The sequence below is a fragment of the Pararoseomonas sp. SCSIO 73927 genome (genome assembly GCF_037040815.1).
GTDB lineage: Bacteria > Pseudomonadota > Alphaproteobacteria > Acetobacterales > Acetobacteraceae > Roseomonas.
In genome coordinates this window covers 1,515,991-1,530,077 of sequence record NZ_CP146232.1, presented here as the reverse complement: position 1 = coordinate 1,530,077, position 14,087 = coordinate 1,515,991, and the positions used below count along the sequence as shown (strand labels likewise).

Annotated in this window: 11 protein-coding genes; 3 read left to right on the top strand and 8 right to left on the bottom strand. The window is 71.9% G+C overall.

Annotated elements, in window-relative coordinates; all coding sequences use genetic code 11:
* Nucleotides 1-238: 238 nt before the first annotated feature.
* The 3 genes from VQH23_RS07195 to VQH23_RS07185 form a co-directional block, all read right to left on the bottom strand.
* Nucleotides 239-1,402, bottom strand: a complete 1,164-nt coding sequence (locus tag VQH23_RS07195) for a DegT/DnrJ/EryC1/StrS family aminotransferase (RefSeq protein ID WP_338664950.1) — start codon at nt 1,400-1,402, stop codon at nt 239-241.
* A gap of 108 nt (nt 1,403-1,510) precedes the next feature.
* Nucleotides 1,511-2,713 carry an MFS transporter gene (locus VQH23_RS07190; protein WP_338664949.1) on the bottom strand — a complete coding sequence of 401 codons (1,203 nt, stop codon included), beginning with the start codon at nt 2,711-2,713 and terminating at the stop codon, nt 1,511-1,513.
* Nucleotides 2,714-2,794: 81 nt separating this feature from the next.
* Entirely contained in the window at nt 2,795-3,637 is an 843-nt protein-coding gene (locus VQH23_RS07185) for an alpha/beta fold hydrolase (protein ID WP_338664948.1), read from the bottom strand.
* 178 nt (nt 3,638-3,815) lie between these two features.
* Between VQH23_RS07185 and VQH23_RS07180 the strand changes: the two genes are divergently transcribed.
* The 3 genes from VQH23_RS07180 to dnaJ all read left to right on the top strand — a co-directional run bounded on the left by VQH23_RS07180 (nt 3,816) and on the right by dnaJ (nt 8,405).
* On the top strand, nt 3,816-4,790 hold the full coding sequence (locus VQH23_RS07180; protein WP_338664947.1) for a tripartite tricarboxylate transporter substrate-binding protein: 975 nt from the start codon (nt 3,816-3,818) through the stop codon (nt 4,788-4,790).
* A gap of 388 nt (nt 4,791-5,178) precedes the next feature.
* Nucleotides 5,179-7,116 (top strand): molecular chaperone DnaK, encoded by a 1,938-nt coding sequence (gene dnaK, locus VQH23_RS07175; protein ID WP_338664946.1) that lies wholly within the window; start codon nt 5,179-5,181, stop codon nt 7,114-7,116.
* A gap of 140 nt (nt 7,117-7,256) precedes the next feature.
* A complete protein-coding gene (dnaJ, locus tag VQH23_RS07170) occupies nt 7,257-8,405 on the top strand; it encodes a molecular chaperone DnaJ (RefSeq protein ID WP_338664945.1) in 1,149 nt (382 codons plus the stop codon).
* A gap of 785 nt (nt 8,406-9,190) precedes the next feature.
* On the opposite strand, the gene rpsO is transcribed toward dnaJ, so the two are convergent.
* The 5 genes from rpsO to VQH23_RS07145 all read right to left on the bottom strand — a co-directional run bounded on the left by rpsO (nt 9,191) and on the right by VQH23_RS07145 (nt 13,948).
* Entirely contained in the window at nt 9,191-9,463 is a 273-nt protein-coding gene (rpsO, locus tag VQH23_RS07165) for a 30S ribosomal protein S15 (protein WP_338664944.1), read from the bottom strand.
* A 29-nt stretch (nt 9,464-9,492) separates the two neighbouring features.
* Nucleotides 9,493-10,455: a tRNA pseudouridine(55) synthase TruB gene (gene truB, locus VQH23_RS07160; RefSeq protein ID WP_338664943.1), complete on the bottom strand. Its 963-nt coding sequence runs from the start codon at nt 10,453-10,455 to the stop codon at nt 9,493-9,495.
* A gap of 284 nt (nt 10,456-10,739) precedes the next feature.
* Nucleotides 10,740-11,705: an alpha/beta hydrolase gene (locus VQH23_RS07155; RefSeq protein WP_338664942.1), complete on the bottom strand. Its 966-nt coding sequence runs from the start codon at nt 11,703-11,705 to the stop codon at nt 10,740-10,742.
* 165 nt (nt 11,706-11,870) lie between these two features.
* The gene (locus VQH23_RS07150; protein ID WP_338664941.1) at nt 11,871-12,869 is read right to left on the bottom strand and encodes a tripartite tricarboxylate transporter substrate binding protein; all 999 of its coding nucleotides are present in this window, start codon (nt 12,867-12,869) and stop codon (nt 11,871-11,873) included.
* Nucleotides 12,869-13,948: an alpha/beta fold hydrolase gene (locus tag VQH23_RS07145; protein WP_338664940.1), complete on the bottom strand. Its 1,080-nt coding sequence runs from the start codon at nt 13,946-13,948 to the stop codon at nt 12,869-12,871. Before VQH23_RS07145 ends, VQH23_RS07150 begins: the two co-directional genes overlap by 1 nt.
* Between the last annotated feature and the right edge of the window lie 139 nt (nt 13,949-14,087).

The window sequence follows — 14,087 nt, the reverse complement described above, 5'->3', positions numbered from 1 at the left end:
CGAGACCTGTCCCGCGCCGAGGGTCATCGGCCCTCGGCGAACCGCAAGCCCCCGCATCCCGCGGCAGCCCTTCAGAAGAAGATGAGGGGTGGGTTCCAAGGGAGGGGAGAATTCCTTCTCCCCTCCCTTGGGGCCACCACGCGCCGCGCCTTTGATGCGCTCGGCCATCCGCAGTCCGCGCCGATCATTCGCCCATCGCGGATGACGCCATCCGCCGCGGCGCGGCCCTTGCCGCGCGTCAGACCCCCGCCAGCACCGCTTCCGTCACCCGCGCCACCTGCACGTCGTCCAGGTAGGGGTGCATCGGCAGGGCCAGGATGCGCTTGCACAGCGCCTCGCTGACCGGCAGCGGCGGCACCCCGGCAATTCCGGCGGCGTGGGCCTCGCGATAGGCGGGCTGATGGTGCAGCGGCAGCGGGTAGTACACCGCCGTCGGCACGCCGCGGGCCTTGCAGGCCTCCTGCACGCGGGTGCGCTGCGCCTCGTCGGCGAGGGAGATGGAGTAGAGGCCGTAGGCGCTCTCGGTGCCCGCCGGCCTCGCGGGGGTCTGCACCACTCCGCCCAGCGCGGCGTCGTAGGCGGCGGCGGTGCGGGCGCGGGACGTCAGCTCGCTCTCCAGCAGCGGCAGCTTGCACAGCAGGATGGCCGCCTGGATCGTGTCCAGGCGGCCGTTCATGCCGGTGCGCATCACCTCGTAGCGGGTCTTGCCCTCACCGTGCGTGCGCAGCGACCGGTAGAGTTCCGCCTTCTCCGCGTCGTTCGTCAGCAGCGCGCCGCCGTCGCCGTAACAGCCCAGCGTCTTGGTCGGGTAGAAGGAGAGGGCGGCGGCGCCGCCCCAGTTCCCCAGCCGCTTTCCGTTCAGCGCGCCGCCGAAGGCCTGCGCGGCGTCGTCGAGGGCGAACATCCCCTCCTCGGCGCAGATCGCCTCGATCGCCGGCCAATCGGCGGGAAGGCCGAAGAGGTCCACGCCCACCACGGCGCGGGGGCGGAGCTTCCCTTCCGCCTTCACCAGCGCGACGCGGCGCTTCAGGTCGGCGATGTCGATGTTGAAGGTCTGGGGGTCCACGTCCACGAAGACCGGCGTGGCGCCGAGCACCAGCGGCACCTCGGCCGTCGCGGTGTAGGTGAAGGCGGGCAGGAACACGGCGTCGCCGCGCCCGATCCCCTCCGCCATCATCGCGATCTGCAGCGCGTCCGTGCCGGAGGAGACGCCGACACAGTGGCCGGCACCGGCGAAGGCGGCCAGCGCGCGCTCCACCTCCTCCACCTCCGGCCCCTGCACGAAGCGGCCGGAGTCCAGCACGGCGGCGATGCGGCGGTCGATCTCCGGCCGGATCAGCGCCTGCTGGGCCTTCACGTCGAACAGCCCGATGGGGGGGAGAGAAGAGGGGTCTTGCGCCATGGGCGCCCCCTTAGCCCAAAGCCGCGGGGGCGTCGAAATCAAGGATCGTGTCGCGGGGTTACCGCGCCGATCGTGTCGCGGGGTTACCACGCCGATCGTGTCAGGCGGTTACCGCGCCTTCCCCGGCATGATGCGGGAGAGGCCAAGGCCGAGCGCCAGCATGGCCGCCCCGCTGACCGCCAGCGCCCACGTGGCCCCAAACCCGCCGAGCAGCGCGCCGAAGAGGAGCGGCCCGAGGGACTGCCCCACGAAGAAGGAGAAGGCGTGCAGCGCCACCGCGGAGCCGCGGGCGCGCGGCGCGATCTCCGTCACCCGCATCTGCAGGGAGTTGTGCATGGTGAAGTAGCCCAGCCCCATGGCGAACATGCCCAGCACCACGGGCAGCACGCCCAGCCCCGCCCACCAGCCGCCACAGGCGACGAGCAGGAAGCCCGCGGCCACCACCAGCCCCGCCACGCGCTGCATGGCCGAGAGGCCCAGCCGCGCCAGCATGGGCCCGGCCAGGAAGGTGTAGGCGACGCCGGAGGCGCCGAAGGCCCCGATGGCCAGCCCCGCCTGCACCGCCCCGCCCAGCCCCCAGCCCGCGATCAGCGCCGCGAGGTAGGGGAAGAGGCCGAAGACGAAGAGGCCTTCTGTCGCCACCGCGGCGTAGACGCGCCGGGCTGCGCCCAACCGCAGGATCTCCCCATAGCGCCGGGCGGCCGAGCCGGCGTCCAGGTGGCCGGGGGCCGGGTCCGGCTCCCGCCGGATGTCCCGCCACAGCACCAGCCCCATGGCCAGCACCGCCACTGCCCCGCCGCCGATGATCCCGCGCCAGTCCACGAAGCCGTGGACGAGGCCGGAGACCACCCCGCCCGCGATCTGCCCGGCCGTGGAGAAGGCCAGCAGCCGGCTGAGCGCCACCTGGCGCGATTCCTGGGGCACCCGGTCCCCGAAGGTGGCGATGACCAGGGGGTAGATGCCCCCCGCCGCCGCCCCCGCGAGGGCGCGGAAGGCGAAGAGCAGCCCGAGGGAGGGGGAGAGGGCGCAGGCGACGAGGGCCAGGCCGGTGAGCAGCGTGGCCAGGGCGATGATCCGCCGCTTGCCCAGCGCGTCCCCCACCGGCCCGAGAAAGGGCTGCACCAGCGCGTAGGGCAGGGCGAAGGCGGAGGCGAGCAGCGCCACCGAGTCCGTGGCCGCCGCGAAGTCCCGCGCGATCTCCGGCAGGATCGGGTCCAGGCTGCGGGCGGAGAGGGAGGTGGTGAAGGCCGTCAGGCCGTAGAGCGTGATCAGCCGCCGGGTGCGGGATGTCTCGTCGGGCGGGGCGGGCATGGCGGGCCATGGTGCGGCGCGGCCCCCGCGAAGGCCAGTCACGGGCGCGCGGGGCAGGGATGCGGGGGAGGGGCGCGCCCCTCAGGCCAGCAGTGCCGCGCTCAGCGCCGCGTTCACGGGCCCCGGCGCCTCGAAGGCCACCCAGTGGCCGGCGCCCGGGACGACCAGGGGCTCCACGCCCCGGTCCCGGAAGAAGCCGATCCGCCCGGCCAGGTCGGGCACGACGATCGCGTCGTGCTCGCCGTAGATCACGGAAAGCGGGGCCCGGACCCCGTCCAGCGCCTGCCGCAGGGAATCCGGCTGGACCACGTTGCGGCTGCGGTAGCGGGCGTGATCGCTGTTCCAGGCCTGGATCGCCAGGGCCTCGGCATCGATCCGGGCGGGGTCGTGGATCATCAGCCGGGCCAGGTTCTCCCGATGCGCCGCCATCCGGTCCTCCCCCTGGCGCTCGCGCACGGAGACGAGAGGAATGGGCCGGCGCGGCAGCCCGAGCGACCCGGCGCCAAGGACCGTGAGGGAGAGCACCCCCGCCCCGTGCCGGGCGGCCACATGCCCCGCGATCGTCGCCCCGAAGGAGAAGCCGACGAGGTCGTAGGGCGCGCCGCCGAGCCGCGCCCCGATCCCCGCCGCGACGAGGTCGGCGAGGCCGGCCAGGTCCGTGCCCGGCGGCGGAAGGTCGGATTCCCCCAACCCCGGCAGGTCCGGCACATGCAGGCGGCGGCGGGCCGAGAGCGCCTCGACGTTGCGCGCCCAGTGCCGCCAGGATCCGGCGCCGCCGTGCAGCAGCACCGCCGGGCGCCCGGATCCCCATTCGTGCCAGACCATCCGGCCGCCATCCTGCCCCCCGGCGAAAGCTGTCTCGGCGCGGGTGGCGGAGTTCGCCAGGCGCTTCAGCCGGGCCTCGGGGTCGTCGTCGGTGGGCATGGCGGGATTGTCCGGCAAATCCGGGCGCCGCGGAACCACCCCCTCGGAGAGATGATCAACGATCAACCAAAGTGCTTATCGGGAGGATTAACTTGACGAATGCGTGGATAAGGTAATCCACTTCTCACCACAGGGCTGGCGATGACGTCCCGCTACCCGGACACGAAGGCAGGCCGCCATGCCCCACCCCACACGTCGCGCGCTGATCGCCGCGCTGCCCCTCCTCGCCGCCCCGGCCGCCCTTCGCGCCCAGGCGCCAGGGCGCCCGGTGCGGGCCGTGGTGCCCTTCCCGCCCGGCGGCGGGGTGGACGTCTTCGCGCGGCCCTTCGCCGTGGCCCTCGCCGCCGCGCTCGGCCAGCCCGTGGTGATCGAGAACGTCGGCGGCGCCTCCTCCCGCATCGGCAACGGCACGGTCGCGCGGGCCGCGGGCGACGGCGCGACCCTGCTGGTCACCAACGACACCCTGGCCGCGGTGGAGGCCCTGCCCGCCCCGGGCGCCGCGCCCGTCCTGCCGCAGCTCGCCCCCGTGCTCCTGGCCGCCAGCTCCCCCCACGTCATCGTCACCCACCCGAGGTCCGGCTTCCGGACGGTCACCGACTACGCGGCGCGGGTGCGGGACCCGGCGCGGCGCCCCAACATCGCCCTGCCCGGCCTCGGCACCGCCCACCACTTCGCCAGCGCCCTGTTCGACGGGGCCGTGGGCGGCCGGGCCGAGCCCGTGCCCTACCGCGGCGGCGGCCCCGCCATCGCGGACCTTCTGGCGGGCACCGTGGACGCCTCCCTCGTCACCCTCGGCATGGTGGTGCCCCACATCCGGGAGGGCCGGCTGATCGGCCTCGCCGTCACCTCCGCCACCCGAGCGGCCGCCGTGCCGGAGGTGCCGACGGTCGCGGAAACCGTGGCGCCCGGCTTCGACGTGACAACCTGGATGGGCGTCCTCGCCCCCGCCGCCACGCCGCCCGCCGCCCTGGCCCGCCTGCACGCCGCCGGCCGCACGGCGCTGGAGGATGCCACCCTGCGGGAGCGCCTGGCCTCCCTCGGCTTCGAGCCGGCCGGTGCCGGGCCGGAGGAGTTCGCCGCCCTGCTGCGGAGCACGGTGGAGCGCTTCGCCGCCGTGGTGCCGGCGGCGGGGATCAGGGCGGAGGACGCCTGAGAGCGGCCCCAAGGGGAGGGAGAAGGGATTCTCCCTCCCCCTGGACCCCCACCCTCATCTTTTTCTGGGGGGCTGCCGCGGGATGCACGGCTTGCGGTTCGCCGAGGGGCGGTGACCTTCGGCGCGGGAGAGGTTCCCCTGGCACCAATTCGAAGAAGATGATGATGGGGGTCGAGGGGGAAGAATTCCTTCTTCCCCTCGCGGGGGTTCCGGGGGCGGAGTCCCCGAGAATCCGCGGCCACGGGGTCTTGTCCCGCCGCCCCCCCCTGAATACATCGTGGTCCGACGGGCTCAGGCCCGTTTTCCAACCCCCATCCGATTGAAAATGGGGCCGCGCACGGTGCCTGATGACGGGCCGTGCCCCGGCCGCCGCGAAAAGGAGTGACGGATGAGCAAGGTCATCGGTATCGACCTCGGCACCACCAATTCCTGCGTCGCCATCATGGAAGGCGGCGAGACGAAGGTCATCGAGAACGCCGAGGGCGCCCGGACCACCCCCTCTATGGTCGCCTTCGCCAAGAATGGCGAGCGCCTTGTCGGCCAGGCCGCCAAGCGCCAGGCGGTGACCAACCCGACCGACACGCTCTACGCCGTGAAGCGCCTGATCGGCCGCCGCTTCGATGACCCGATGGTGCAGAAGGACGTCTCCCTCGTCCCCTACAAGATCGCGCGCGCCGACAATGGCGACGCCTGGGTCGAGGGCGGCGGGCAGAAGCAGGCGCCGCAGCAGATCAGCGCCTACGTGCTCGGCAAGATGAAGGAGACGGCGGAGGCCTATCTCGGCGACAAGGTGACGCAGGCCGTCATCACCGTCCCCGCCTACTTCAACGACGCCCAGCGCCAGGCCACGAAGGAGGCCGGCAAGATCGCGGGCCTCGAGGTGCTGCGCATCATCAACGAGCCGACGGCGGCGGCCCTCGCCTACGGCATGGACAAGAAGAACGGCGGCACGATCGCGGTCTATGACCTCGGCGGCGGCACCTTCGACGTCTCCGTGCTGGAGATCGGCGACGGCGTGTTCGAGGTGAAGTCCACCAACGGCGACACCTTCCTCGGCGGCGAGGACTTCGACCAGCGGGTGATCGACTATCTGGCGGACGAGTTCCGCAAGGAGAACGGGATCGACCTGCGCGGCGACAAGCTCGCCCTGCAGCGCCTGAAGGAGGCGGCCGAGAAGGCGAAGATCGAGCTCTCCTCCGCCAAGCAGACCGAGATCAATCTGCCCTTCATCACCGCCGACGCGAGCGGCCCGAAGCACCTGGTGCTGCAGCTCTCCCGCGCGAAGCTGGAGAGCCTGGTGGACGACCTGATCCAGCGCACGCTGGAGCCCTGCCGGAACGCGCTGAAGGATGCCGGCCTGACGGCGGGCGAGATCGACGAGGTGATCCTGGTCGGCGGCATGACCCGCATGCCGAAGGTCATCGACGCCGTGAAGTCCTTCTTCGGCAAGGAGCCGGCCCGCAACGTGAACCCGGACGAGGTGGTCGCCATCGGCGCCGCCATCCAGGGCGCGGTGCTGAAGGGCGAGGTGAAGGACGTCCTGCTGCTCGACGTGACCCCGCTGTCCCTCGGCATCGAGACGCTGGGCGGCGTGTTCACCCGGCTGATCGACCGCAACACCACGATCCCCACCAAGAAGTCCCAGACCTTCTCGACCGCTGACGACAACCAGACGGCCGTGACGATCAAGGTCTTCCAGGGCGAGCGTGAGATGGCGGCCGACAACAAGCTGCTCGGCAACTTCGACCTGCAGGGCATCCCGCCGGCGCCGCGCGGCGTGCCGCAGGTGGAGGTGACCTTCGACATCGACGCGAACGGCATCGTCTCCGTCTCCGCGAAGGACAAGGCCACGGGCAAGGAGCAGCAGATCAAGATCCAGGCTCGCTCCGGCCTGTCCGACAACGACATTGAGCGCATGGTGAAGGACGCCGAGGCGAATGCCGAGGCCGACAAGCGCCGGCGCGAGACGGTGGAGGCGAAGAACAACCTGGAGGCCCTGGTCCACTCCTCGGACAAGGCGCTGAAGGAGAACGGCGACAAGCTGGCCGATGCCGAGAAGGGTGAGGTCGAGGCCGCCCTCTCCGCCGCGCGCTCCGCGCTGGAGGGGGACGACCCCGAGGCGATGAAGGCCGCGGGCGAGCGCCTGTCCGCCGCGTCGATGAAGATCGGCGAGGCGATGTACAAGGCGCAGCAGGCGGCCGAGAGCGCCGGGGCGGCCCCGGGCGAGGGGGGTGGGGCCAGCGGCCCCAGCAACGCCAACCCGAACGGGAAGGTGGTCGACGCCGAGTTCGAGGATGTCGACCCCTCGAAGAAGAAGCAGGGCTGAACGGCCACGCCGTGAAGTAAAAGGGGCGCCCGGCATCGCGAGAGCGGGCCGGGCGCTTTCTCTTTACGGCGCCGGTCCTGTATTCACCCCCTTAGTATTCAACCCCTCAGGGCGAGCGCACGCCCCGCACGGGAACCATCATGGCCAAGCGTGACTACTACGAGGTGCTGGGCGTCGCCCGCGACGCGAACGAGGACGCGCTGAAGAAGGCGTTCCGCAAGCTCGCGATGCAGCACCACCCCGACCGCAATCCCGGGGACAAGGCGGCGGAAGCGAAGTTCAAGGAGTGCAACGAGGCCTACGACGTCCTGAAGGACGCCGAGAAGCGGGCCGCCTACGACCGCTACGGCCACGCCGCCTTCGAGAATGGCGGCGGGGGGGGCGGCAATCCCTTCGGCGGCGGCTTCGCGGGCGGCGGCTTCGAGGACATCTTCGAGCAGATGTTCGGCAACCTCGGCGGTCGCCGGGGCGGTGGGGGCGGGGGGAACAGCGGCCGCGGCGCCGACCTGCGGACCGAGGTGACGATCACGCTCGAGGACGCCTTCGCCGGCACGAAGCAGACCATCCGCGTCCCCTCCTCCGTTTCCTGCGACAACTGCCAGGGCACGGGCGCGGAGGGCGGCAAGCCCCAGACCGAGAGCTGTCCGACCTGCAAGGGCGCCGGCAAGGTACGCGCCCAGTCCGGCTTCTTCCTGGTGGAGCGCACCTGCCCCACCTGCGGCGGCCAGGGCCGCACCATCAAGAACCCCTGCAAGGTCTGCCAGGGCGCCGGGCGCGTCCAGAAGGACCGCAACCTCAACGTGACCATCCCCGCCGGCGTGGAGGAGGGCACCCGCATCCGCCTGGCCGGAGAGGGCGAGGCCGGGCTGCGCGGGGCGCCTGCCGGCGACCTCTATGTGGATATCGGCATTAAGCCCCACCCGATCTTCCAGCGGGAGGGGAACAACATCTTCATCCGCGTGCCCCTGCGGATGACGCAGGCGGCGTTGGGCGGGAACGTGGAGGTGCCGAGCATCGACGGCGGCCGCGCCCGCGTGCAGATCCCCACCGGCACCCAGGCGGGCGACCAGTTCCGCCTGCGGGGCAAGGGCTTCTCCGTCCTCCGCTCCGCCGCGCGGGGGGATATGTACGTGCAGGTCTCCGTCGAGACCCCGCAGAACCTGACCGCGAAGCAGCGCGAGCTACTGGAGCAGTTCGAGGCCGAGGCGGAGGCCAACAATCGGACCAGCCCGGAGAGCGAGGGCTTCTTCTCCCGCGTGAAGGAGTTCTGGGACGGGCTGGGGCGCTGAGCGCCTTCCAGGCTGGCCATCATGAGCCCCCGCCGGTCCGCCGGCGGGGGTTTTTCGTCTCGCCCGACACTTCCCCTCAGGATTCCAGGCGCTTGCCGATTTCGGATCAAGGGCGGACTGAACGGTCCGCGGCGGCAGGGCGACACCGCCGGGCGATTTAGTTTTCCCAGAATTTATCCACAGGATGAGGGCTTGACCCCCCCGGACTCGCCCGAGAGTCCGCGCTTTGTTCCCCGGACTCCCAGGATTCACCCAAGTTGATTCCTAAGTGACTGTAATAGCTGCTTTTTGCGATATCCACATACGCATCAGCAACAAACATTTCCCTGACTCCACAAGGCCTTGCTGCCGTGTCTTGCGCCGGTGTCCCAACCCCGCCCCGCATCTATTCCACCAACTTGTCCACAGCCCCTGCCAGAAGCCCTGGAAGGACCGGCCATGGGTCCACCCTCGGCGCGGGCGGTCTGTCCCGGGGAGAGGAAGAAGGAATTCTTCCTCTCCCCGGACCCCTCACCATCATCTTCTTCCAGGCTTTGGTCTTTCCCGGCTGACGGCGCGCCTTGGGTCGATGACCCGAGGCGACTGCAAGGGCCGGATGAATGCCGATCGAGAGGAGCAACGGCTCCCGTGGGTTCCGCGGCAGCCCAGCCGCTGGGGTCTGGGGACCCCCGCCGGGGTCCCCAGCGGGGTGCAGGGGCGGAGCCCCTGCGGGCCACGCGCACGAAAAAGGCCGGGGGAAGTGGCTTCCCCCGGCCCTGATCGGCCTCAGAAAAGGCGGGCTGGCCTCAGCGGCGCAGGCCGAGGCGCCCGATCAGGGTCTCGTAGCGCTGCTGGCTCTTTTTCTTCGTGTAGTCGAGAAGGCCGCGGCGCTGGCCGACGAGCACGAGCAGGCCGCGCCGGGAGTGGAAGTCCTTTGGGTGGGCCTTCATGTGCTCCGTGAGCGAGGTGATCCGCTCGGTGAGCAGGGCCACCTGGACCTCCGGAGAGCCGGTGTCGCCCGGGGCGGTGGCGTATTCCTGGATGAGCGCGGCGCGGCGCTCAGGGGTGATCATCGACATCGGGATATCCTAAGGTCGGGATTTCAGGGTCACCCGCGGGTGAGCCAGCGTTCGGGGCGGAGAAGCCCTTCCCCCAGGCGGCACAGACCCATCAGGCGCTCCCCCGACAGCACGCGGACCAGGCCCCCATCGGGGTTGGCTGCCTGCGGAACCCGGCCCATGAATTCGACCAGGGAGAGTTCCTGGCCGAAGGAGAGCCGGGCGGCCTCGGCTTCGGTGACGGCCAGGGCCGGGATGTCGTCCAGCGCGGTCGTCACCGGCAGCAGAAGCGCCGGGGAAGGGGGCGGGGTATCGCCCGTGACGATCAGGCTGTCCAGCGGAATCGCCGCCTCCTCCAGGAAGGGTCCGACCCGCAGCCGGCGCAGGGCCGCGATGTGCCCCACCGTGCCCGCCGCCCGCGCCAGGTCCCGCGCAAGGGAGCGCATGTACACGCCCTTGCCGGACTGCACGTGGAACACCGCCGTGTCGTCGTCCACCCGCTCCACCAGCTCGAAGCGGTCCACGCGCGCGGGGCGGGGCTGAAGCTGGATCTCCTGGCCCTCGCGCGCCAGGTCGTAGGCCCGCTCCCCGTTCACCTTGATGGCGGAGAAGATGGGCGGCACCTGCATGATGTCGCCGCGGAAGGCGGGCAGGGCGGCCTCAATCTGCTCGTTGGTCGGGCGGTGGTCGGAGGTGGCGATGGTCTTGCCGTCCGCGTCGTCGGAATCCCGCTCGTCGCCCATCTTCAGGGTGAAGCGGTACACCTTCGTGCTGTCCATCACGTAGGGCACGGCCTTGGTGGCAGCCCCGAAGGCAATGGGCAGGATGCCGGTCGCGAGCGGGTCCAGCGTGCCGCCATGCCCGACCTTCTGGGCATCGAAGGCGCGCTTGAGCTTCGTGACCACGTCCGTGGAGCCCATGCCCGTGGGCTTGTCCACGATCAGCCAGCCATCCAGCGGCCGCCCCTTAGGCTTGCGGTTCTGCCGGCCCCGATGCCCGTTCTGCCCTGCCATTCGCGGCCTGCCCTCTTCGCTCGGACCGTCACTCGCGCGGTCAGTCCATGCCGCCCCGGTCCGATCCGGGCGGCGAGGGCGGCCGTCTAGCACCGCGCGAGGGCGGGCGGGAATGCCCCGAGGGGAGGAGAAGGGGATTCTCCCCTCCCCGGCACCTCCGCATCCCTCCTGCCCGCATGTCATGCCCTGTCCGCGAAGGCCGGTGCCGCCCTTTCCCGCAGGGCGGCTTCCGGCCGGAGGGCAAGCCGCAGCGCCTGCCGGCTGTGTCCCCGGGGGCGGGTGGCCTAGGTGGCGGCCGCGATCTCCGCGATGGATTTCGCCACCAGCCGTGCTTCGAGGTGATGGACCATGTGCCCGGCCCCGCTCACGATCCGCAGGCGACTTCCGCGGATGCTGCGGTGGAGCCGCTCGGCGGAACGCTTGAACACCACCTTGTCGCCATCGCCGGCGATGATGGTCACGGGCATGGAAAGCATCCCGTAGCGGTGCTGCAGGGCCAGGACGCCCGGGATCATCAGGGCGCCGTCGCCGGCCGTTGCGCGGAGCTGGGAGGGGCGGAGCGCCATGGCGGGGGAGAATTCCTCCGTGAACCGTTCGGGTATGCGGGCGGGCGAGAACAGCGCCCGCTTCACCAGGGGCATCGTCAGCCACCCGAAGACGGGAGAGAGGGTGTAGCGCAGGACATCCCCCAGGACGGGGATCGCGGCGATCCCGACCAGCAGGACATCGGGCCGGAGCGTCGGGAAGTAGTAGCCGGACAGCAGCACGAGCCCGGCGGTGTCGGTCGGGTAGCGGTCCGCGAAGGCGAGGGCGACGATGGCGCCCCAGGAGTGCCCGACCACGACCGGCCGCTCAATGCCGAGCTGGCGCAGGGCCTCGTGGAGCAGCCCGGCCTGCTCAGCGGCCGTCCACATGCGCCCGCGGGGGCGTTCGCTATGCCCAAAGCCCGGACGGTCGAAGATGATGACGCGATGGCCGGCGCGCAGCAGGTCGGCCACGCCACTGGTGTCGTAGTCGTCCCCCGTCACCATGTTGCCGTGGATCAGGACGACAGGGCGCCCGGTACCCCGGTCGCTGTAGTGCAGGCGCACGCCGTCCACCTCGATGAAGCGGCCCTCCGGCGGGTGCCGCCGCTCCGCCCTGCCCGCGAGGACATGGTTCACGAGGGCGAGGGCGCCAAGGGCACCGGCCGTCCAGGCCAGGACCCGGGCCGCGGACGGCCCTCGGGAATGCTGTCGAAGAAGGTTCATCACTGCCCCTGATGTGGCGCACCACGATCGCCGGAGCGACTGCCCGGCCCAGGGATGGGCAACGCGCCACCGGATGGCTCTGCTGCAACGCGGCACGTTCCGTCCGCCGAACGGGTGCCGGCGGAAAGGCCCGCGGGTCGGGGGGAAAGCAGATGCGGGGCAGGTCTACTCGGGCCGGATGCCTGCGCGCCGGATCAGTTCCCCTTGCGAGGCAAGGTCCGCCTCCAGCCGCGCCCGCAGCGGCCCGGGCCCGGGCTCCATGGGGATGAGCCCGTTCCGGTTGAGGAAGTCGCGCATCGCCGGGCCTGCGATCGTCGCGGCGGTCGCCGCGGACAGGGCCTCGCCCTGCGCCTCCGGCATGCCGGGCGGGGCTTGCAGGCTGAACCAGCCGCCCGCCGCGAAGCCGGGGAAGCCTCCCTCCGCCAGGGTGGGCACGCCGGGCAGGGTGGGGGAGCGCTCCGGCAGCGCGATGCCGAGCGGCCGCACGCGGCCCTCGTCGATGCTCGCCTTCGCGGCGCCGAGGAGGGCGAACATGAGGTCGGTGCGCCCGGCGATGAGGTCGGTGAGGGCCTGGGGCGACCCGGTGTAGGGGGCATGAACCCACTCCACCCCGGCGCGCGCGGCCAGGTCCACCATCGGCAGATGCCCGGTGGTCCCAATGCCTTGGCTGGCGTAGCTGACCGCCCCGGGCCCGCGCCGCGATGCCTCCAACACCTCCGCCAGGCTTCCCCATTTCGGGTTCGCCACCAGCACGTAGAGCGAGTCCACCAGCAGGGTGACGTGGGTGAAGCCCGCCACCGGGTCGTAGCCGGGCTGGCGGAACATGTGCGGCGCGTTGGCGAAGGTGGCGATGGTGCCGAGGAAGAGCAGGCTGCCATCCGGCCGGCCGCGCGTGACCTGGCGCGCGGCGAGGGTGGTGGAGGCGCCCGGCCGGTTCTCGACCACGAAGCTTCCGCCCAGGCGCTCGGCGAGGCCGGTGGCGAGGAGCCGGGCCATGACGTCCGTCGGGCCGCCGGGGGTATAGGGCACGACGAGGGAGGTGGTGAGGCCGCGCGGCCAGGCCTCCGCGGCGCGGGCCGCCCGCGGGCGGAAGGGGGCAAGTGGCGCGAGGGCCGCGCCGGCGAGGAGCCCCCGCCGGGGCACCCCCCGCGCCAGGTCGCGCATCAGGCCCAGAGCCCTTTCGCCACGAGCCAGTCCTGGACCAGGGCCGCGACCTCGTCGCTGTTGCGGTCCATCATGACCATGTGGCTATTCCCGCGGATCCCGCGCTCCGGCAGGTTCACCACGTCCACGCTGCCGCCGGCGGCGCGGACCGCTTCGGCGAAGCGCATCCCGTTGGCGCGGATCGTCGGCCAGCGCGCGTCGCCCTCGATGTAGTCGCCGTAGAGGACGAGCATCGGCACGTCCTTCAGCGCGGCGGCCCTGGCGATGTCGCCGGTCGCGGCCGGCTCCACCAGCACCAGCGCCCGCACCTTGTCCGGCCGCTCCTGCGCCGCGCGCCAGCCGAAGAAGCCGCCCTGGCTGTGCACCATCACCACGCTCGGGCCCACGCGGTCGAGCAGGGCGCCGTAGGCCTCAAGCGTCAGCTCGTCCGTCGTGGTGAAGCGCGGCACGTTCTGGCGCATGAAGCTGCGGTAGCTGGCGGGATCGGACGGAAACTGGTTGCCCGGCAGGGTGGTGCCGCGCTCACGGGGGCCGTCGCCGATGCGGAAGCGCTCCCAGGGGTTGTTCTCGGTTAGGAAGACCGGCTGGCCGCCGGTCGCCTCCGGGATCATCGTCCAGCCGGAGCGCCCGCGCTCCGTGGCGTCGGAGACATAGACGGGCCAGCCGCGGCGCAGGAAGAAGTGCTGCCAGCCCTCGCGCCCGTCCGGCGTCGTCTCCCAGGTCACGCCGGTCAGGCCGCCGCCGTGCCACATCAGCAGCGGGAAGCGGCCGCGCCGGGGCTCGGGAATCATGTAGCCGGCATACATGCCGCCGATGAGGTAGGTGCCGTTCGGATCGACGCGCGCCGGCTGCCCGCCGGGGGAGAAGAGCACCTCCCGCGTCGGCTGGCCGGAGATGACGAAGTCACGCCCCCCGACGTGGAAGGAGCCGAAGTCGGAGAGGGTGAGGGGAGCCTTGCCCGAGGCCGGTGCCGGGGCGGAAGGGCCGGGGGCCGGCGCGGTGCCCTGGGCCCGGACCGCGTCCGGTAGCGCGGCGGCCGCGGCGGTCAGCGCCGCGCCGCGCAGGAACGTCCTTCTCATCCCTCGTCCTCTCCCATTCCGTCCGTTTCCCGGACCTTCGCTTCCGTGCCCGGCCGCAGCCGCCGGGTGTCTGCAGACCGTGGCATCGCGCCGGGCGCGTGTCACGCTGAGCGGGCCCGCGAACGAGGACCAGGACCGG

Excerpts from the sequence above, each read along its gene's own strand:
- VQH23_RS07150 (WP_338664941.1), bottom strand. The coding sequence starts at position 12,869 with ATGCGCGACCTGGCGCGGGGGGTGCCCCGGCGGGGGCTCCTCGCCGGC.
- truB (WP_338664943.1), bottom strand. The coding sequence starts at position 10,455 with ATGGCAGGGCAGAACGGGCATCGGGGCCGGCAGAACCGCAAGCCTAAG.
- dnaK (WP_338664946.1), top strand. The coding sequence starts at position 5,179 with ATGAGCAAGGTCATCGGTATCGACCTCGGCACCACCAATTCCTGCGTC.
- VQH23_RS07180 (WP_338664947.1), top strand. The coding sequence starts at position 3,816 with ATGCCCCACCCCACACGTCGCGCGCTGATCGCCGCGCTGCCCCTCCTC.
- dnaJ (WP_338664945.1), top strand. The coding sequence starts at position 7,257 with ATGGCCAAGCGTGACTACTACGAGGTGCTGGGCGTCGCCCGCGACGCG.
- VQH23_RS07195 (WP_338664950.1), bottom strand. The coding sequence starts at position 1,402 with ATGGCGCAAGACCCCTCTTCTCTCCCCCCCATCGGGCTGTTCGACGTG.
- VQH23_RS07145 (WP_338664940.1), bottom strand. The coding sequence starts at position 13,948 with ATGAGAAGGACGTTCCTGCGCGGCGCGGCGCTGACCGCCGCGGCCGCC.
- VQH23_RS07185 (WP_338664948.1), bottom strand. The coding sequence starts at position 3,637 with ATGCCCACCGACGACGACCCCGAGGCCCGGCTGAAGCGCCTGGCGAAC.
- VQH23_RS07155 (WP_338664942.1), bottom strand. The coding sequence starts at position 11,705 with ATGAACCTTCTTCGACAGCATTCCCGAGGGCCGTCCGCGGCCCGGGTC.
- rpsO (WP_338664944.1), bottom strand. The coding sequence starts at position 9,463 with ATGTCGATGATCACCCCTGAGCGCCGCGCCGCGCTCATCCAGGAATAC.
- VQH23_RS07190 (WP_338664949.1), bottom strand. The coding sequence starts at position 2,713 with ATGCCCGCCCCGCCCGACGAGACATCCCGCACCCGGCGGCTGATCACG.